General features: G+C 69.6%; 21 protein-coding genes. 2 read left to right on the plus strand and 19 right to left on the minus strand.

Going from position 1 to position 19366, the window contains the following annotated elements; all coding sequences use genetic code 11:
* A partial coding sequence (rpsB, locus tag U9977_RS06690; RefSeq protein ID WP_322748330.1) for a 30S ribosomal protein S2 occupies positions 1 to 161 on the minus strand: 161 nt, incomplete at its 3' end.
* A 346-nt stretch (positions 162 to 507) separates the two neighbouring features.
* Here rpsB and U9977_RS06695 point away from each other — a divergent pair.
* On the plus strand, positions 508 to 1059 hold the full coding sequence (locus U9977_RS06695; protein WP_322748303.1) for a M23 family metallopeptidase: 552 nt from the start codon (positions 508 to 510) through the stop codon (positions 1057 to 1059).
* A gap of 25 nt (positions 1060 to 1084) precedes the next feature.
* Here the strand turns inward: U9977_RS06695 and U9977_RS06700 are convergent, their stop codons facing one another.
* The 17 genes from U9977_RS06700 to U9977_RS06780 form a co-directional block, all read right to left on the minus strand.
* Positions 1085 to 2044, minus strand: a complete 960-nt coding sequence (locus U9977_RS06700; RefSeq protein WP_322748304.1) for a tyrosine recombinase XerC — start codon at positions 2042 to 2044, stop codon at positions 1085 to 1087.
* A gap of 60 nt (positions 2045 to 2104) precedes the next feature.
* Entirely contained in the window at positions 2105 to 3247 is a 1143-nt protein-coding gene (gene dprA, locus U9977_RS06705) for a DNA-processing protein DprA (RefSeq protein WP_322748305.1), read from the minus strand.
* On the minus strand, positions 3244 to 4782 hold the full coding sequence (locus U9977_RS06710; RefSeq protein WP_322748306.1) for a YifB family Mg chelatase-like AAA ATPase: 1539 nt from the start codon (positions 4780 to 4782) through the stop codon (positions 3244 to 3246). Before U9977_RS06710 ends, dprA begins: the two co-directional genes overlap by 4 nt.
* Positions 4782 to 5138 (minus strand): YraN family protein, encoded by a 357-nt coding sequence (locus tag U9977_RS06715; protein WP_322748331.1) that lies wholly within the window; start codon positions 5136 to 5138, stop codon positions 4782 to 4784. Before U9977_RS06715 ends, U9977_RS06710 begins: the two co-directional genes overlap by 1 nt.
* Before the next feature lie 152 nt (positions 5139 to 5290).
* A complete protein-coding gene (locus U9977_RS06720; protein ID WP_239310639.1) occupies positions 5291 to 5584 on the minus strand; it encodes a DUF2469 domain-containing protein in 294 nt (97 codons plus the stop codon).
* Positions 5581 to 6336, minus strand: a complete 756-nt coding sequence (locus tag U9977_RS06725) for a ribonuclease HII (RefSeq protein WP_322752129.1) — start codon at positions 6334 to 6336, stop codon at positions 5581 to 5583. The genes U9977_RS06720 and U9977_RS06725 overlap by 4 nt, the downstream gene beginning before the upstream one ends.
* Positions 6260 to 7480: a signal peptidase I gene (gene lepB, locus U9977_RS06730; protein ID WP_322748308.1), complete on the minus strand. Its 1221-nt coding sequence runs from the start codon at positions 7478 to 7480 to the stop codon at positions 6260 to 6262. Before lepB ends, U9977_RS06725 begins: the two co-directional genes overlap by 77 nt.
* Before the next feature lie 169 nt (positions 7481 to 7649).
* A complete protein-coding gene (rplS, locus tag U9977_RS06735; RefSeq protein ID WP_322748309.1) occupies positions 7650 to 8006 on the minus strand; it encodes a 50S ribosomal protein L19 in 357 nt (118 codons plus the stop codon).
* Positions 8007 to 8141: 135 nt separating this feature from the next.
* Positions 8142 to 8900: a tRNA (guanosine(37)-N1)-methyltransferase TrmD gene (trmD, locus tag U9977_RS06740; protein WP_322748310.1), complete on the minus strand. Its 759-nt coding sequence runs from the start codon at positions 8898 to 8900 to the stop codon at positions 8142 to 8144.
* A gap of 2 nt (positions 8901 to 8902) precedes the next feature.
* Entirely contained in the window at positions 8903 to 9490 is a 588-nt protein-coding gene (gene rimM / locus U9977_RS06745) for a ribosome maturation factor RimM (protein WP_322748311.1), read from the minus strand.
* The gene (locus U9977_RS06750) at positions 9462 to 9695 is read right to left on the minus strand and encodes an RNA-binding protein (RefSeq protein WP_239311291.1); all 234 of its coding nucleotides are present in this window, start codon (positions 9693 to 9695) and stop codon (positions 9462 to 9464) included. Before U9977_RS06750 ends, rimM begins: the two co-directional genes overlap by 29 nt.
* Positions 9696 to 10157 (minus strand): 30S ribosomal protein S16, encoded by a 462-nt coding sequence (rpsP, locus tag U9977_RS06755; protein ID WP_322748312.1) that lies wholly within the window; start codon positions 10155 to 10157, stop codon positions 9696 to 9698.
* A gap of 210 nt (positions 10158 to 10367) precedes the next feature.
* Positions 10368 to 11984 (minus strand): signal recognition particle protein, encoded by a 1617-nt coding sequence (gene ffh, locus U9977_RS06760; RefSeq protein ID WP_322748313.1) that lies wholly within the window; start codon positions 11982 to 11984, stop codon positions 10368 to 10370.
* A 294-nt stretch (positions 11985 to 12278) separates the two neighbouring features.
* Positions 12279 to 13481 (minus strand): signal recognition particle-docking protein FtsY, encoded by a 1203-nt coding sequence (gene ftsY, locus U9977_RS06765; protein WP_322748314.1) that lies wholly within the window; start codon positions 13479 to 13481, stop codon positions 12279 to 12281.
* A gap of 50 nt (positions 13482 to 13531) precedes the next feature.
* A complete protein-coding gene (gene smc / locus U9977_RS06770; RefSeq protein WP_322748315.1) occupies positions 13532 to 17146 on the minus strand; it encodes a chromosome segregation protein SMC in 3615 nt (1204 codons plus the stop codon).
* Positions 17147 to 17317: 171 nt separating this feature from the next.
* Positions 17318 to 17512 carry a hypothetical protein gene (locus U9977_RS06775; RefSeq protein WP_322748316.1) on the minus strand — a complete coding sequence of 65 codons (195 nt, stop codon included), beginning with the start codon at positions 17510 to 17512 and terminating at the stop codon, positions 17318 to 17320.
* Positions 17513 to 17784: 272 nt separating this feature from the next.
* Positions 17785 to 18120, minus strand: coding sequence for an acylphosphatase (locus U9977_RS06780; RefSeq protein WP_322748332.1), 336 nt, complete (start codon positions 18118 to 18120; stop codon positions 17785 to 17787).
* A gap of 94 nt (positions 18121 to 18214) precedes the next feature.
* Between U9977_RS06780 and U9977_RS06785 the strand changes: the two genes are divergently transcribed.
* Positions 18215 to 18457, plus strand: coding sequence for a hypothetical protein (locus tag U9977_RS06785; protein WP_322748317.1), 243 nt, complete (start codon positions 18215 to 18217; stop codon positions 18455 to 18457).
* 45 nt (positions 18458 to 18502) lie between these two features.
* On the opposite strand, the gene mutM is transcribed toward U9977_RS06785, so the two are convergent.
* Complete coding sequence (mutM, locus tag U9977_RS06790) at positions 18503 to 19357, minus strand: bifunctional DNA-formamidopyrimidine glycosylase/DNA-(apurinic or apyrimidinic site) lyase (RefSeq protein WP_322748318.1); 855 nt, start codon at positions 19355 to 19357, stop codon at positions 18503 to 18505.
* Between the last annotated feature and the right edge of the window lie 9 nt (positions 19358 to 19366).

The following is a 19366-nucleotide window of genomic DNA, read 5'->3' on the forward strand; positions in this document are numbered from 1 at the left end:
TAGGCCCGGTCGATGTAGGACAGGGTCTGCTGCAGGTCGATGATGTAGATGCCATTACGTTCGGTGAAGATAAAGCGCTTCATCTTCGGGTTCCAGCGCTTTGTCTGGTGACCGAAGTGGACACCGCTTTCGAGCAACTGCTTCATGGTGACGACAGCCATGGCTAGTCGCTCCCTTCCGGCGCCGGGCGGACCGGCGCACCTCGGTTACAGGCCCCAGCCGGCGACCGGGGCCCCTGACGCCCTGCTGGCCCCTACCACCGCGGGAACGGCGGACCGAGGAAGCCTTCCCCGCCACACCACGAAGGTCGGCAGAGAAAGGGCGCGCGTATTCAGCTCGACGGCACGAGCCGTGTCCCCGATTCTACGCCCACCGGCACCGCGCTCCTGCGCGGGTTGTCCACAGGAGGCTGTCCGCGCGTGACCGAGGCCGCCGATGCAGGCACCGTGGCACTGGTGACCGGAGATCGGTACAGGCCCGAGGCCTGGAGCGAACCAAGGAGCCGCCATGATCCCACCACCCCGGCATCGAGCCGTCATCCTCGTCCTGGCCCTGCTGGTCACCCTCATGGTCAGCCGATGGCCGCACACGGTTGCCAGCTACCGGACCCTGGCGGCAACCGCCCCGGCACCGGCGCCGGCACCCGGGCCAGCACGCTGGCGGGCGCCGCTGGACGGCCCGCTGGTGATCGGTCGCGGCTTCGTGCCACCCGCGACGCCCTACGGACCGGGCCACCGCGGTGTCGACCTGGTAGGCAGGCCAGCCGCGGACGTGCGCGCCGCCGGTCCGGGAACCGTCTCGTTCGCCGGCATGATCGCCGGGCGTGGCGTGATCACGATCAATCACGGGGCACTGCGAACGACCTACGAACCCGTCATTCCGGTTGTCCCCGAGGGCCGGTCAGTGGCCGGCGGCGAGATCATCGGCCGGCTCGTCGTGGGGCATCCGGGGTGTCCCGCTGACGCCTGCCTGCACTGGGGCCTGCTCGACGGAGCCCGCTACCTCAATCCGCTCAGTCTGCTGCCGCACCGCCAGCCCAGGCTGCTGCCACTGGCTTGAACCCGTCCCGTCGGACCGATTGCCCTCAGGCCCGGGGGTGCCCCTGTTCATAGGCGGCCCGGAGCCGTTCCGCCGTGACATGGGTGTAGATCTGTGTGGTCGCGGGACTTGCGTGCCCCAGCAGCTCCTGCACCGAGCGCAGATCGGCACCGCCTTCCAGCAGGTGGGTGGCCGCGGCGTGCCGAAGGCCATGGGGGCTCGCGGTTCGGGCGCTGCCCACCGCGGCCAGACGGGCGCTGAGAATACGGCGGACCGTGCGCGGGTCCAACCGGCCACCGCGTGCGCCGAGAAACAGCGCTCCGCCGCTACCGGGCACCGCGAGCGCCAGCCGACCGGCGTCCAGCCAGGCCCGCAATGCGCGTCGCGCGGGCAGGCCGAACGGAACCGCACGCTCGTGCCCGCCCTTGCCCAGCACCCGCACGAGCCGCCGTTCGTCGTCGACGTCGTCGAGGTCCAGACCACACAACTCACCGACGCGGGTGGCGGTCGCGTACAGCAGTTCGACAACCGCGCAGTCCCGCGCACGGAGCGCATCCCGTCGCGGTTCGGCCGGTCCGTCGTCGGCCTCCGTCCGCGGATCCACCGCCAGCAGTTCCCACGCCTGGACGGCGGTCAGCACGGTCGGCAGCGTCGCCGATCGCCGCGGGCCGGCGAGCCGATCGGCGACGTCGACGGGCAGCCAGCCCCGCCTCGCCGCGAACGCGCTGAAGCCGCGGGCGACCGACGCCCGGCGGGCCACGGTCGCGGCGGCGCTGCCGCCGGAGCGCATCGCGGCGAGCCAGCCGCGCAGCACGTCAAGATCGAGTTCCACCAGTTCGTGGCGCCCCACCCCACGGGCGTACCCGCACAGGTTTCGGAGATCGACCGTGTAGGCACGGACGGTCTCGACCGACCGGTTCCGCTCGGTGGCCAGGTACCTCAGGTAGGCGTCAACAGCGACATCCCAGGTAACCGCATCCGCGCGAGCACCCGTCTCACCACCCATATGCCCGACCGTGCCCTGTCCCGGTGGCCAGGTCAACAAGGATCAGCTCTCCAACAACGATCAGCTTTCCGGTGGGCGCGACGCAGTGGCCGCCGACGGCGCCCGGCCCAGTGCCGTCAGGCTGTACCCGCCAGCTCGATGCTCCACCAGACCGGCCACGACAAGGGGGCCCATCAGGGCCTGTACGGTTTCCGGCCGCTCACCCACCCGTTCGGCGAGCACCGCCCCACCCACCGACCCCCGCGCCGGCATGACATCAAGGAGCCGGCGCACGAGCTCGGGAAGGCCATCGCGGATGCCCGGCGGTACGGGCAGGTGGCCGGCGAGCTCACCGACCGCGCCGATTTCCTCACAGACCTCGGCCGCATCGGTGACCAGGACGGTCTGTTCACGGTGCGTCCGCAACAGACGGTGACAACCCACGCTCAGCGCGCTGGTAACCGGTCCTGGAACAGCCATGACCACCCGCCCCAGGCGCCGTGCATGCCGAGCGGTGTTCAGAGCGCCGCTTCGATGACCCGCCTCGACCAGAACCGTGCCCCGGGTCAACGCGGCGATGATCCTGTTACGGGTCAGAAAGCGCCCCCGGTAGGGCGAGCTGCCCGGTGGTGCCTCGCTCAGGACCAGCCCGTTGTCGCGGATACGCGCCAGCAGCTCCGCGTGGGCACGCGGATAGGCGATGTCGACGCCGCCGGCAAGGACCGCGATCGTGGGCCCACCGGCCGCGAGCGCGCCGCGATGGGCAGCCGCGTCAATGCCGAAGGCCGCCCCGGAGACCACCGTCCAGCCCCGGTCCGACAGCCCCGAGGCAAGATCAGAGGTGACCGTCGTTCCATAGGCCGTGGCCGCGCGCGACCCCACGACCGCCACGGCGCGCTCGCACAACTGGTTGAGGTCCCCGGCGCCGTGCACCCACAGCGCGAGCGGTTCGCCCGGTTCGGTGTGCGCATCGGCCCCGGGCACATCGCGAAGTACGCCCAGCGCGGACGGCCACTCCGGGTCACCCGGGCAGAGCAGTCGCCCGCCGAGTGTGGCCAGCAGGCGAAGGTCGCGCTCCGGGTCGACATCGGGATGGCGCACGCGTAGATCGGCCCAGACCGATGCCGCCCCGCGGCGGGCGACCTCGATACTGATCGCCGGCTTGTCAGACCCGACCGCGCGTGCCAGGGCCACCCGAGCCAACCGCTCGCTGTCGGCGGTCACTGGGACCGCCCTGGTAGGCGCAGGTCCAGAGCCATCCCGAGCTGGGTCGGCCCGGGGCACGCCACGCCTGCGAGGTCGGCGAGGGTCCAGGCGACCCGCAGGACCCGGTCGAGCCCCCGAGCGGTCAGGTGACCCGATTCGAAGGCAAGATCGGCCGGTCGGGTCACGCCGGCCGGCAGCGGCCACATTCGGCGCAGAGCCGGACCGGGGATCTCGGCGTTGGTACGCCATGGCGTACCGGCCAGCCGGCGCGAGGCCGCCTGCCGAGCGCGCTGGACGCGCTCGGCCGCCACCGCGGAGGTCTCGGCGTACTTGTAGTCCGCTCGCAGCTCGGCACGGCTCGGCGCGGCAAGCTCCACCTGCAGATCCACCCGGTCGAGCAGGGGTCCCGACAGCCGGGAGAGATAACGCCGACGAACCAGGCTCGGGCAGTCGCACAGTTTGGCCGCAGCGCCGCCCGCCCGGGCGCATGGGCACGGGTTCGCCGCCAACACCAGCAGGAACCGGGCGGGAAACCGAGCGCTGATCCGGGCCCGGGCAAGCTCGATCACCCCGCTTTCCAGCGGCTGACGTAACGCGTCCAACGTGAGACGGGCGAATTCGGGGGCCTCGTCGAGAAACAGCACACCGCGGTGTGCCTGGCTGGCCAGGCCCGGCCGCAACACAGTTGAACCGGCACCGACGAGTGCACCTGGCGTTGCCGAATGGTGCGGGCTGCGAAATGGTGGCCGGAGCACGAGCGGGCAGTGCGCCGGCAGCAACCCGGCAACCGAGTGCACGGCGGTGACCTCAAGCGCAGCCTCGGTGTCGAGCGCGGGCAGCAGGCCTGGCAACCGCTCCGCCAGCATGGTCTTGCCGCTGCCCGGTGGACCTTGCATGAACAGGTGGTGGCCGCCGGCGGCCGCCACCTCGACCGCCAGGCGCCCGCGGGACTGGCCCGCCACGTCGGCGAGATCGCCGGCATCCTGCGTGGCGGCCGGCGGCGCATCCATGATGATTCTGGGCGGTCGATCCGGCACGTACTCACCACGCAAGAGCCGGATCAGGCAGTCGAGATCCGCCACGGGTTCGACGACGACACCCGGGACCAACGCCGCCTCCGCACCGTTGGCCTCGGGAACGACGACGCGGTCAATGCCCGCGTCGAGCGCGGACATCACCGCTGGCAGCACGCCGCGCACGGGCCGCAACCGACCGTCCAGTGCGAGTTCTCCGAGCAGCACCCGACCGCGAAGCGACTCCGGCGGAACTGTGGCCGCCGCGCCGAGAACCGCGGCGGCCATCGCCACGTCGAACCCGCTACCGGACTTCGGCAGGGTCGCGGGGAAGAGCCCGACTGTGATCCGCTGGTTGGGCCAGGCCTGACCCGAGTTGACGATCGCGGCGCGGATGCGGTCCTTGGCCTCGTGCAGCGCCGCGTCCGGCAGGCCGACGAGGGTGATGGCCGGCAGCCCGTTCGCGAGATCCGCCTCGACCTCGACGATGTGCCCGTGCACCCCCACGATGGCAACGCTGAACGCCCGCGCGAGCGGCATCAGAACGCCCCTCGTAGGTGTTCCACCCGAATCGGGCGGTCCCAGCGGCGATACACCTCGACGACGTCGAACCGCAACGCCACCAGCTCATGGTCATGATCATGAAGCCACTGTGCGGCGACCCGGCGGATCCGCGCAACCTTGGCGGGGACCACGGCCGCAGCCGGCGTCCCGTAGCGGTCCCCGGAGCGGGTCTTGACCTCGCAGAACACCAGACACGAACCGTCCCGGGCGACGATGTCGACCTCGCCCGCGGCGCACCGCCAGTTGCGGTCGACAATCTCCATGCCGCCGTCCAACAGATACCGGACGGCGGTGTCCTCCCCGAACCGCCCGAGCGCATCCTTGACCCGCATCGTCCGCTCCCGTCCACGGGCGACGGACGCGCCCGTGGAGATCAGAGTGGTCGACCGGTCAGCCCTTGGCGAGAAAAGATCACTTTCTGTGGACAACGTGCGTTCATCCACAGACCAGACCGCAGCCAGCCCGAAGCTGGACACAGCGGCCCTCAGAGCTCCGCTTTGGTCAGCTCCTCGACGTTGATGTCCTTGAACGTGACGACACGGACGTTCTTCACGAACCGCGCCGGCCGGAACATGTCCCACACCCACGCATCACGCAGGGTGAGTTCGAAGAAGACCTCGCCGGCGCTGTTGCGGACATCGATCTGGTAGTCGTTCGCCAGGTAGAAACGACGATCAGTCTCGATCACGTAAGAGAACAGACCGACGACATCGCGGTACTCGCGATAGAGCTGAAGCTCCATCTCGGTCTCGTACTTTTCGAGGTCTTCGGCGCTCATGCGCCCTCCGTCGCGCTGCGTAGCCCGGTCGGTGTCACGACGTCCTCCAGCCGCGACAGTCGTTCGCGGTACGCTCCTGCCACATTGACATACGACATCCGATGCTGTTCACACGGCCCGTAAGCAGCAAGAGCCGCGGCGTGTGCGGCCGTGACGTACCCCTTGTGCTGCGCAAAATCGTACTCGGGATACCCGGAGTGCAAGCCATCCATGATCCGATCCCTGGTCACCTTGGCGATGACGGACGCCGCTGCTACGCAGGCCACCACCTGGTCCCCCTTGAGCACTGCGGTGGAGCCGACTCCCAATCCCGCCACGGCGAACCCGTCGGTCAGGACATATCCGGGCCGCGCAACCAACCGGGCCACCGCGCGACGCATTCCGGTTGTGTTCGCCACATGTACACCCGCCACGTCGATCTCGGAGGCGTCGATCACGACGGTCGCCCAGGCCTGAGCGACGCCGAGTATGCCTTCGAACACCTGGTCACGCAGACGGGCGGACAGCCGTTTGGAGTCTGCCAGCGCACCGAGCCGGCGTGATCCACCCGTGGGAAGAATGACGGCCGCGACCACGAGCGGACCCGCGCACGCGCCACGGCCGGCCTCGTCAACCCCGGCAACGGGACCGAGCCCCCGGCGCCAGAGCGCACGCTCGTACCCCCACAGCCCGCCGTCACGTCGGATCGTCGCGCTGGCCGGGGTGAACGGCAGCGTGCGGTCGGGTTGGACGTCGCCGCCGACGGCGATCATCGTCGCCCCTGTCGTCACCCGGGCTCCTTCCCGACGGTGCTCGCCGTCCCGACGGTGCTCGCCGTCCCGACGGTGCTCGCCGCCGAGATGCGGCAACCCCGCCCAACGCCACCACGCCAGCCCCCGTCAGACCGGAGGCGGAGGCGAAAATGTTCGGCGGGGACAGAAATGCCACCCGACTCAGGGGCCATACCCGCACGAACGCGCGGCCGACGACCTTGCTTTCCGGGATTGTCCCATTCACCCGCGAATCCGACGACTCGCTGCGGTGGTCACCCATGACCCACAGCTCGCCGGCTGGCACTTTCACCGGAGCGAATTCGCGTCCGGACCCGGCCGGACTGTTTTCGTAGACGTACGGCTCATCGAGTGGCTTGTCGTTGACCGTCACCCGTCCCTGAGCATCACAACAGGCGACGGTGTCCCCACCCACGCCGATGACACGCTTGATGAAGTCCTTGTCGCTGGGGGCGCCGAGGCCGAGCACGCCCTGGACCGAGCGCACCGCACGGGAAACGATGTTGCTCGGCGGGTCGATCAGGGTCTCCGCCCGCTCAAAGCCGGTTCCGTCGCCGTTGAAGACGACAATCTCACCGCGGTGGACGTCCCTGAAGCGGTAGACGAGCTTGTTGACCAGAACCCGGTCGTTGACCAGCAGGGTCCGTTCCATCGAGACGGTCGGGATCCAGAACGCCTGGACGAGGAACGCCTTGATGACCAGCGCGAGCAGGAATGCCACCAGCACGAGGACGGGTAGCTCGCGGGCGAATGAACCCCTGCCGCCGCGACTGCCCCGGCCTCGGCCCAGGCCCAGACGCCCGCGCCGTGGGGTCGGCGCCGGTGCGGTCGGATCCGTCGCGACCCCCTGGGCGTCACCACTGGTCACGGGCTCCGCACTCACCACCGGGTCGGATGCCTCGGCCGGCAACGTCACGGCCTCTTCCCCGCGGCCGTTCGCCACGACGGGCCCAACAAGATCATGTGCAGCGTGGGCGGCTTCGCCGTCATGCCCCGTCTTCTGCCCGAAGCCGTCCTGCTGCTCCACGCCGTCCTGTTGCCCCAAGCCGTCATCGGGCGATCCCTGGCCACTGGCCGGAACAGAATTGTTCCAGCGCGCCGGAAGACTCTGCTCGGCTCCACTCACCGCGCCACCTCATGGGTTGGCCGATATCGGCCGAATTTGATGATCTTCACCGTGGTATCCGATCGGGACCGATCGCTGACCACCCTACGCGCACGGTCGGCCCCGGCGACGACACGGTGACGTAGAAACGACAACGCACGGCCAACGGCTGCGCCACTCCACGCAAAGTTCAGCGTCCAGCCGGCCGACGCTTTTCCTTGATCTTTGCAGCCTTGCCGCGCAACTCACGGAGGTAGTACAGCTTCGCTCGCCGCACATCACCACTGGTCACGATTTCGATCTTGGAGACGACCGGGCTGTGAACCGGAAAGGTTCGCTCAACCCCGACACCGAAACTGACCTTGCGGACCGTGAAGGTCTCGCGAACGCCACCGCCCTGCCGGCGGATCACAACGCCCTGGAAAACCTGGATGCGCTGGCGATTGCCCTCGACGACACGGACGTGGACCTTCAGGGTGTCGCCCGGCCAGAACTGCGGGACGTCGGTCCTCAGCGACGCGGCGTCGAGGCTGTCCAGGGTTTGCATGGCAGTCGCTTTCTCACGGGGATGACGGGGATGAATCGACTACGGTCCAACCGCCAAAGACGATCCACTCATCTGGATCATGATGCCACCCAGCAGACATTCGAACTGGGGCGGCGGACGGCCGGACACCGCATCCTACTGTGCCACACGACCAGCCGGGTCGGTGGCAGCCGGGTCGGTACCAGCCGGGTCGGTGCCAGCCGGGTAGGTGCCAGCCAACAGATCCGGCCGGCGGTGTGCGGTCCGCGCCACAGCCACCTCCCGGCGCCACCGGCTGATGGCGCCGTGATCACCGGAGCGCAGCACCGCGGGCACCTCGCGGTCGTGCCACACCGGTGGGCGGGTGTACACCGGCGGTTCCAGCAGCCCGTCGGCGAAGGAGTCGTCGGCAACGGACTCGGCGTTTCCCACCACACCGGGCAACAGCCGGATGACCGCCTCCAGTATCACCAGGGTGGCGACCTCTCCCCCGGCCAGCACGTAGTCACCGATCGAGATCTCGTCGTCGGCCCACTCCTCAATGACCCGCGCGTCGATTCCCTCATAGCGGCCACAACAGAACACCAGCCACGGTTGCGCGGCCAAGCCGCCGGCGTAAGCCTGGGTGAAGGGCCGGCCGACCGGGGTCGGGACGATGATCCGCGGTCGCCGGCCACCGGCCGCGCCCGATTCGCTCACCTCGGTCAGCGCCGCCCACCACGGTTCCGGCCGCATCACCATGCCCGGCCCCCCGCCATAGGGGGCGTCGTCAACGGTCCGGTGCACGTCGCTCGCCCACTGCCGGAGATCGTGCAGATGAACGTCGAGGATGCCCCGCTCACGCGCCCGGCCGACCAGCGACAGTTCCAGTGGGCTGAGATACCCGGGAAAGATAGTGATTATGTCAACACGCATAGTCACTCCAGGTCGAACAGGCCTGGCGGCGGGTCGACCACGCACCGGCCGTCGGACACCTCGACGCTGGGGACGAACTCGCGCACGAACGGCACGAGTACCTCCCCCCCGTCTGGGCAACCGACCGCGAGCAGCTCCCCGGCCGGTGTGTGGACCACATCGACAACCACACCGACGGCGGCGCCGTCCACGGTCACCACCTGGAGTCCGACGAGGTCGCGGTCCCACCACAGGTCGTCCGCGGCGTCATCGTCCTCGTCCGCAGCGGCACCGACGGCGTCGGGCGCAATGGTGAGGATCCGGCCACGCAGGGCTTCGGCGGCGCCGCGGTCATCGACCCCCTCGAACCGTACGAGCAGGCGCCCGGCGTGCCAACGCGACCCGGCGATCACCAACGGACCAGCGGCGGGGGTGTCGCCGTGAAACCGCGACCCCGGCGCGAAGCGTCGGTCCGGAACATCGGTCCGGACGTCGATCGTCACGTCCCCGCGGACGCCATGGGGACGCCCGATCCGACCGACGACGACCGGCGCATCGGCCGGGCTGCCCGAAGGCCGCCGACTACCGGTCGACGTCGACGACGTCGACACGCAGACCCCGACCTCCCACACCGGCCATGACCGTCCGCAGCGCGCGGGCGGTCCGCCCGCCGCGCCCGATTACCTTGCCGAGATCGTCGGGATGCACACGGACCTCCAGGGTCCGACCCCGGCGACCCGACTGCATGTCGACGCGCACATCATCGGGATGATCGACGATGCCCCGGACAAGATGCTCGAGCGCGGCCTCCAGCACTTACTGCCCCGCCGGAGTCGACGGCTCGGCCGCCGGCGCGCTCTGCTGCTGCTCGCCCGCGGGTGCGTCGTCCGTAGCCTTCTTGGCCTTCTTCGGGGTGGTGGCGGGCTTGTCGCCGAGACCCGCGGCTGCCCGGGCCGCAGCCTGGAAGATCTCCCGCTTGTCTGGCTTGGGAGCCGCAACCTTCATCGGCGGTGGCGCCGGCAGACCCTTGAACTTCTGCCAGTCACCGGTGACCTTGAGGATCGCGAGCACCGGCTCGGTCGGCTGAGCGCCCACACCGAGCCAGTACCCGGCGCGTTCGCCGTCCACCTTGATGATGCTCGGGTCGGACTTGGGGTGATACTGCCCGATCGCCTCGATGACCCGTCCGTCTCGCTTGGTACGGGCATCCGCGATGACGATGCGGTAGTGCGGCTCGCGCATCTTGCCGAGACGCTGAAGTTTGATCTTGGTTGCCACGATTGTCGAACTGCTCCAGACGTACGTCAGTAGCCACTGGAATGCCACGGTGGGGACGCGGAACACCGGCAGCTGGGTTTTCGGAGCGTCAAAGCGGCGGAGAGGGCCACCGCGACGACGCCGATGGTGAGGAACCCATGTCGTTCCCATAGTTTGCCAGATCGCGAGCGCCGATACGCCCCCGGGCCGGTGGACACTGCCCGGAGCATGTCAACGCTGTCTGCCGCGACCCCGCCCGGGCGGTGGCCCCCCCGGTGGCAAACCGCTGCCACGCATCAGGGCGGACAGGTCGGGCAGGGCCGCATCACCAGGCCCGGCCGGCGGGCCGCCGGGTAGGCCGCCCGGTGTGGCGCCCGGTGTGGCGCCCGGTGTGGCGCCCGCGCGCCGCGCCTGCGCTGCGGCCTCCTGCGCCTGCGTCTGCGCGGCGCGTGCGGCCGGATTGCCCTTGCGGTTCGCGCCCTTTCCCTTCTTGCCCGCCTTGCGGTTGGCCGCGCCCCGGCCGCTCTGCCCACCGCCGGGCAACCCCATACCGCCGGTCATCTTCTTCATGACCTTGCGCGCCTCGGCGAACCTGTCGAGCAGCTGGTTGACCTCGGTGACGGTGACGCCGGAACCTCGGGCCACCCGAGCCTTGCGGGACGCCTGGAGAATCCGCGGGTCGTGGCGCTCAGCCGGGGTCATCGACCGGATGATCGCAACCACCCGGTCGACGTCGCGTTCACCGATCTGGGACAACTGCTCCTTCATCTGCCCCATCCCGGGCAGCATTCCGAGCAGGTTGGCGATCGGGCCCATCTTGCGGACGGCGAGCATCTGGTCGAGGAAATCCGACAGGGTGAACTCCGAGGCGGCCATCTTCGCCGCCATCGCCTCGGCCTGATCGGCCTCGAAGGCCTTCTCCGCCTGCTCGATGAGGGTGAGAACGTCGCCCATTCCCAGAATGCGCGACGCCATCCGCTCGGGGTGGAAGACGTCGAAGTCCTCCAGCGCCTCACCGGTCGACGCGAACATGATCGGCCTGCCGGTCAGGTGCGCGACCGACAACGCGGCGCCACCGCGGGCGTCGCCGTCGAGCTTGGTGAGCACGACCGCACTGAAACCGACGCCGTCGGCGAAGGCCTGCGCGGTGGTGACGGCGTCCTGGCCGATCATCGCGTCGACGACAAACAGGATCTCGTCCGGCGACGTGACATCCCTGATGTCCGCCGCCTGCCGCATCATCTCGACGTCCACGCCGAGACGGCCGGCGGTGTCGACGACCACCACGTCATGGTGACGACGCCGCGCGTGTTCCACAGCGGCACGCGCGACCGCGACCGGGTCGCCCACCCCGTTGCCGGGCTCGGGCGCGAAGACGTCGACCCCGGCCCGGGCGGCCACGACCTGAAGCTGGGTGACCGCGTTCGGACGTTGCAGGTCGGCGGCGACCAGCAGTGGCGTGTGCCCCTGGGCCGCAAGCCACCGGCCGAGCTTGCCGGCGAGCGTCGTCTTGCCGGTGCCCTGCAGGCCGGCGAGGAGGATGACGGTGGGAGGCGCCTTGGCGAACCGCAGGGTCGCGGTGCCGCCGCCCAGGATCGCGATGAGCTCTTCGTTCACGATCTTGATGACCTGCTGGGCCGGGTTCAGCGAGGCCGAGACCTCCGAACCCATCGCCCGCTCACGCACGGCTTCGATGAAGGCCCGGACCGCCGGCAACGCGACGTCGGCCTCCAGCAACGCCACCCGGATCTCCCGGGCGGTCGCATTGATGTCAGCCTCGGACAACCGCCCCTTGCCGCGGAGCGACGAGAAAGCCTTGTCGAGGCGGCTGGACAGGGTGTCGAACACGCGCACACTCCGAGATCGCTGGCGAACCGCAGCTCTCAGGGTACGCACCGGGACAGCGCTGCGGACAGCCCGACGAGGTACGCCCACACGGTGATCACGGTGCAAACCTGCAGCGATCACCGCCCTCCCCATCGAGGACGGCGGGTACACCTCGCCGGACATCACGGCCCGGCCACCGGGTCCGGCCGGGTCCGAACCCCACCTTGGCACTGTAGGTCGCCGCGACGCCGGGTGAAAGAGACTCCCCGTGGCCACAGCGTGGGCCCCGACGACGCTCTGTCAGGGGTGCCCCGGTCAGTTCGCCGGATCCCCCAGCAGCGCGTCGACGAATGCCTCCGGATCGAACGGCGCGAGGTCGTCGGGCCCTTCCCCGAGACCGACCAGCTTCACCGGCACGCCGAGTTCCCGCTGGACCGCGATCACGATGCCACCCTTGGCGGTCCCGTCGAGCTTGGTGAGCACGATGCCCGTGATGTCCACCGCCCGGGTGAACACCCGGGCCTGTTCCACGGCGTTCTGCCCGGTCGTCGCGTCGAGGACGAGCAGAACCTCGTCCACGGGACCGATCTTGGTCACCACACGTTTGATCTTGACGAGCTCGTCCATGAGCCCGGCCTTCGTGTGCAGGCGCCCGGCTGTGTCCACCACCACGGCGTCCGCTCCGACACCGATCCCTCGTTTGGCGGCCTCGAAGGCGACCGACGCCGGATCTCCACCCTCGGCCCCGCGCACCGTCTGCGCGCCGACCCTGCTCCCCCACGTCTCCAGCTGGTCGGCGGCGGCGGCCCGGAAGGTGTCGGCCGCGCCCAGCACCACCGTGCGGTCGTCCGCCACCAGCAGACGGGCAATCTTTCCGCAGGTCGTGGTCTTGCCGGTGCCGTTCACCCCGACAACGAGGATGTTCGCGGGCCGGCCGTCCGCGGCCGCGTGCAGCGTGCGGTCCATGCTGGTACCGATCTGGGCGAGCAGCTCGTCCCGCAGCAGCGCACGCACATCCGCAGGCCGCCGGGCGCCGAGAACCTTGACCTTCGTGCGCAGCGACGCGACCAGCTCCTGGGTAGGTATCACGCCCACATCGGCGACCAGCAGGGTCGTCTCGACGTCGTCCCAGGCCTCGTCATCAAGGTTGTCCCGGGACAACAGCAGCAGAAGGCCGCGGCCCAGGCTGTTCTGGGACCGCGCGAGCCGTTCCCGCAGGCGGACCAACCGGCCCGCGGCCGGGGCCGGTACCTCCAGTTGGGCTTCCCGTTCGAGTTCCAGTTCGTACAGTTCGGCCTCGGCCTCAGCCTCGGGGATATCGACGGTCTCGACCGTCCGCCGGGGTGTGTCCCGTGGGATCTCGGCGTCGTCACCCACCCCGGGCCGGTAGTCCACGCCCGGATGCGGCCGGGCGCGGGTGGGCGGGATTCGACGTCGGCGCCGGGTGCCCAGCACCAAGCCGGCGGACGCGACAAGACCGAACACGACGATCGCGATGATGATGAGGACGTACTCCACGCCTCCGATCCTGACAGACCAGACGGTGGCTTACTCAGGCCGAAGCGTGTTCAGGCCGAAGCGCGTTCCCGGAGCCGCTGACTGATCACCGTGGTGACTCCGTCCCCACGCATCGACACACCGTAGAGCGCGTCCGCGATCTCCATCGTCCGTTTCTGGTGGGTGATGATAATCAACTGAGATTTCTCCCGCAGACCTTCCAACGCCTCCAGCAGCCGACCGAGGTTGCGGTCGTCAAGAGCGGCCTCAACCTCGTCCAACACGTAGAAGGGCGACGGCCGGGCGCGAAAGATCGCGAGCAGCAGGGCGATCGCCGTCAGCGAACGCTCACCGCCTGACAACAGCGACAGACGCTTGACCTTCTTGCCCGGTGGCCGCGCCTCCACCTCGATTCCGGTGGTGAGCATGTCATCGGGATCGGTGAGCACGAGCCGGCCCTCACCACCGGGGAACAGCGTCGCGAAAACGATCTCGAACTCACGCGCCGTGTCCTCGAACGCCGCGCGAAAGACATCCCGAACCCGCTCGTCGACCTCGGCGACGACCAGCAGAAGATCACGACGGGTGTTCTTGATGTCGTCGAGCTGCGTCGACAGGAACGACGCACGCTCCGTCAGCGCCTCGAACTCCTCAAGCGCGAGCGGGTTGACCTTACCCAGCCGGGCGAGTTGCCGTTCGGCCGCGACCGCCCGCGCCGACTGCTCGGCCCGATCGAACGCGACGGTCTCGCCGTCGGGGGTGTCCGGCGGCACGGGCACGTGCGGTCCGTACTCGTTGACAAGATCGTCGGCTGCGATGCCGTGCTCCTCGAACGCCTTGGTCTCCAGCGTCTCCACCCGCAGGCGCTTCTCCGCGCGGGCGAGCTCGTCGCGATGGACGTCATCGCGCAGCGCGGCAAGCTCGGCGGCCCGTGTCCGGACCTGTTCGCGGACCGCGGTCAGATCGGACTCGGTCTGCCGGCGAAGCGCGTCGACGCGTCGGCGTTCGGTGTCGGCGGCGACCAGGGAGTGCTCCAGTGCCGCGAGGGCGTGACCGGCGGCGTCGGCCACGGCCGCGGCAACGGTCGCCTGCCGCTCCCGGATCTCCCGTCGCCGGGCCGCCGCCAGCCGCGCGGCCCGTTCGTTCGCGGCGGACCGCACCAGCGCGTCCGCACGGCCGGCCAGCGCCCGGGCCCGTTCCTCGCTGGTACGCACCGCGAGGCGGGCCTCGACCTCCTCGCCACGCACGGCCGCGGTCGCGGCGGCAAGCCGGTCCCGCTGCTCCGGTGACCTCTCCCCGACGTCGGGTTCCGACGATGTCGCGGCCAGCGTCGCCTCCAGCTCGGCCAGAGCGCCGTATGCCTGGTCACGGGCGGTTTCAGCCTGTATCCGGACGCGTTCGAGACGTTCGACCTCCGCGGCCCCCGACCGGTTCACCCGCTCCAGTTGGGACAGCTGCTCGGACAACGCCCGGTAGCGGGCGTCCGCGCCGTGCAGCGCCGCCGACGCGTCGTCGATCCCGCCGCGGGCCCGTTTCACCTCCTCGCCTGCCGCGGCAATGGCCCCACGGGCACGTTCACCGTCAGCGGCGGCCTCAAGCATCCGGGACTCCGCCTCGTCCGCCGCGGCCCGCAGCTCCAGCAGGGAGGGCGCGCGTGCGCTGCCACCGATGGCGAATCCGGGCCCGATCACGTCACCGGACCGGGTGACCGCCCGGATGCCGGGATACGCGCGGACGAGGTCAAGGGCGACCGCGAGGTCGGCGACAACCATGGTGGCGGCAAGCAGCCGCGCCACCCCCGCGGCATAGCGCGGGTCACTGACCCGGACGAGGTCCGCGGCCCGAACCCCACCGCGACGCGCGTCAGGTGGCATGGCCGCGGTGGGATCTGCACCGGGCGCCCCAACGCCGGACCCGTCAGCACCGGACCCGTCGACGACGAGCAGTGCCGCCCGCCCCGCGTCGACCGCGCGCAGCCACTCGAACGCGGCGCTGACATCCTCGACGGCGCCGACCGCCACGGCGTCGGCGGCCGGACCCAGTACGGCTGCGACGGCGGCCTCGGCCCCCGGCTCGACCGTCAGCACAGCCGCAAGGCGGCCCAGGACACCGGTGGGTCCCGTGGGTCCCGTGGGTCCCGTGGGTCCGTCCGGCTGGGCGGCAGCGGCGTCCAGCAGCGCGGCAGCGCCGTCCTTCGGCGTCAGCGACAGGGTGAGAGCCTCTCGCCGGGCCTGCCAGGAGGCCCGATCGCGTTCCGCGGAACGCTCCTGCGAACGCAGACTCTCCAACCGCGTTGTGGCCTCGGCATGGACCGCCACGGCCTCGGCGTGCCTCGACGCCAGCTCGGAGCGGGTCGTCTGGATCCGCGCGAGCTCCGAGCTCACAGTGACGCGCTGCTCGCTCGTTTCGCCGCCGCGGTATCGAGCGGCGTCCACCGCCTCGGACATCCGGACGATCTCAGTTTCGGCGCTGCTGGCACGGGACCGCGCGGCCTCCACCCGTCCGGCCAGCCGGGCCAGGTTCTCCCGCCGGCTCGACGCCTCTCGCGCGGCAGCGATGAGCGCCTTTTCCTCACCGGCCAGCGCGGCTTCAAGCTCGGACCGGCGGGCGACGACCTCAGCGAGACTGTCGCGATCGGCATCCAACCGCACACCGAGAGCATTCTCCTGCTCCCGGACGGCCGCCGCCTCCTGTTCCAGCTGTTCGGGGTCTCGCCCACCGCGAGGTTCCTCCGCGCCGGAGCGCAGCAGCCGGACCCGTTCGGCGGCAAGTGACCGGGTACCCCGGATGCGTTCCCGCAGGGAGGCCAGGGCATGCCACACCTCGCCTGCGGCGACGGCCTGGGGGGTCACCGCGGCAAGCTCGGCCTCCAGGACCTGCTCACGCTGCTGACCGTCGGTATGGGCACGCCCGGCCGTGGCGAGACGGCTCCGCAGCGCTTCTTCGTCCCTGATGTCGGACGCGATGCCACCACGCGCCGTGACGATGTCGTCGGCCAACAGGCGCAGCCGCGAGTCACGCACCGCCGCCTGGATGACGCCGGCCTTGCGGGCGATTTCCGCCTGCCGACCCAGCGGACCCAGCTGGCGCCGCAGTTCGGCGGACAGGTCGGTCAGGCGAGTGAGATTGGCGGCCATCGCCTCCAGCTTGCGCAGGGCTTTTTCCTTGCGCTTGCGGTGCTTGAGGACACCGGCAGCTTCCTCCACAAAGGCGCGCCGGTCCTCCGGACGGGCGTGCAATACCGCGTCCAGCTGGCCCTGACCGACGATGACGTGCAGCTCACGGCCGATTCCGGAGTCGCTCATGAGCTCCTGGATGTCCAGCAGCCGACACGTGCTCCCGTTGATCGTGTATTCGCTCTCACCACTACGGAACATCAGGCGACCGACCGTCACCTCGCTGTAGTCGATGGGCAGGGCGCCGTCGGTGTTGTCGATGGTGAGCAGAACCTCGGCACGGCCCAGTGGTGGGCGCGACGGTGTGCCGGCGAAGATGACGTCCGACATCGTCCCGCCACGCAGTGCCTTCGCACCCTGCTCGCCGAGTACCCATGCCATCGCGTCGACGACGTTGCTCTTACCGGAGCCGTTCGGCCCCACAACGCAGGTGATGCCGGGTTCGAGGTGCAGGGTCGTCGAACTCGCGAACGACTTGAAACCCCGCAGGGTGAGGCTCTTGAGATGCACCTGTCTCCGGAGCTGTCGGAGTGGACGCGGGCCGCTGGCACCGACGGACGATCAGACAGCAACGATACCGCCCGCCAGGCGCCTGATTCGGCGAATGGGGCCCTGGCAGCACGAAGGGACGTTCCCCACAAGGAGAAACGTCCCTTAACTCCCGCTACGGATTCGGGAGGATCAGGTCAGCGCGGGCTCTGCTTCAAGCGCGCGAAGTTCGTCAGAGACATCAACGCCTTCAAGTGCATCGTTAAGAGCACGGGAACGCGCGAGCTCATCTTCCAGTTCTGCTACACGTGCACGAAGTCGGCGTACCTCATACGACAAACGAATATCGTTGCCAGAGCCGACGTGGCCGAAAAGGGCCTTCGCCATGATGGTGGTCCTCCACGATGAGTGACCGAGCGGGTGCGGGGCGCGCTGCGACCTGGTCGATGGAACCGAAACAGATCACACGACGCGCCAGACAATGAACTCAGGATCGCACGCCAAGTGGCCGAAAGTCAAGACGATGCCATACCCCGGCGGCAGCCGATGGCATTTTGTCGAGATGAGGACACCTCGTCGTCGGCTGGTCGTCGGCTGGTCGCCAGCCGATCGTCAGCTGGTCCTCGGCGGGCCGTCGGCCGACCGGTCGTCGATCCGGCTCATTTCCGGGTGAAATTTGACAGATCGCCCTGTGCGTGCGACCAGGAGAAGGTCACCTGGGTCGTCACACCCGGCGTATGGCCGGCCCGCAGCATCTCCAGCAGCGCCTGGCATGCCGCTCGCGGGCCCTCCACGACGACCTCGACCCGACCATCGGTGAGATTGGTCGCCGAGCCCACCAGACCGAGCCGCCGCCCGCGGGACCGGACATAGGCCCGAAAGCCAACCCCCTGAACCGTTCCTGACACCCACGCCGTCAGGCGGGCCGGCGGGCCGGACCCGGCCGACGTATCATGATCATCACGATCTGCCGGCTCTACGGGAACATCGCGCATAGGCACGATAGGGTACCGAGCCATTGTGGATACCATGCCTTCTCCTCGATCCCGTCGGTTCCGGGTGCGCCTTCCCCGCAGCCGGCATGCCATGATGATATTGGTCAGCGCCATCGTCATCCCGGCGACACTGTCGCTCACCGGCTGCGGCCAAAGTGTTCGGCAGGACGCCGGCATCCTGCCGGTGCCCCAGGCCAGCACCCAGGGCCTCCGCAGTGCCACACCGGCACCGGCGCCAGCCGCCCCAACCGAGATCATCGAGCCGGGCTACGCCCCACCCCGCACCTCCGGTCCCACTCAGACCGCGGTACCGAACATCCCCGGCGGCAAGTTGTAAAGAACGTTTCCCCCGGAATGCGGCTCCGCCGCCGTCCGGGGGAAGCTACCAACGGGCGCTTCTCGGCCGTGGCTGACAGCGTGGGCAGGTGAAACTCGACCGATTCATGAAGGCGTCCCGGCGGACCGGCGTCTGGCATCGCGAGCACGGCTGGCCGGTCCGCCCATAGACCTCAAGCGAGCGGTCGAACAGGCCGCTCACACCGTTGACCGACACGTAAAGCGAGTCGAAGGACGTCCCGCCCGCGCGCAGCGCCGCGACGAGGACCTCACGTGCCGCGTCCAACAACCGGCCGAGCTCACCGCGGGTCAGGGTCTCGGTCGGACGCGCATAGTGCAGTCGCGCCCGCCACAGGGATTCGTCGGCATAGATGTTGCCGATGCCGCTGACCAACTTCTGATCAAGTAACGCGCGTTTGATTCCGGTCCGGCGCCGGCCGATGGCCGCGATGAACCCGGCATCGGAAAAGCCCGGGTCGAGGACATCCAGTGCGATATGCGCGATCGGCTCCGGGACACCCGCGCCGGTGGGGACGACCGCGAGACCGCCGAAGGTGCGCTGATCGACGAATCGCAGTTCCCGACCGGCGTCGGAGAACGTGAAGCGGATTCGGAGGTGGGTCTCGGGGGGTTTGTCCGCGGGCACCACCAGAAGCTGACCACTCATCCCGAGATGACCGAGCAGCGCCATGGCGCCGCCGAGCTCCAACCACAGATATTTCCCGCGCCGACGCGCGGCGACGATCGTGTGGCCCGCAAGCACCGCCGCGAAGTCAGCGGCCCCCGCGGCATGACGCCGTACCGCCCGGGGGTGCGCGACCGCGACGGTCGCAATCGTCCGACCGACCAACGCCCGTTCAAGACCGAGCCGGACGACTTCGACCTCGGGAAGCTCGGGCATCGCGACGCG

The sequence above is a fragment of the Protofrankia sp. Cas8 genome (assembly GCF_963555845.1).
Lineage (GTDB): Bacteria > Actinomycetota > Actinomycetes > Frankiales > Frankiaceae > Protofrankia.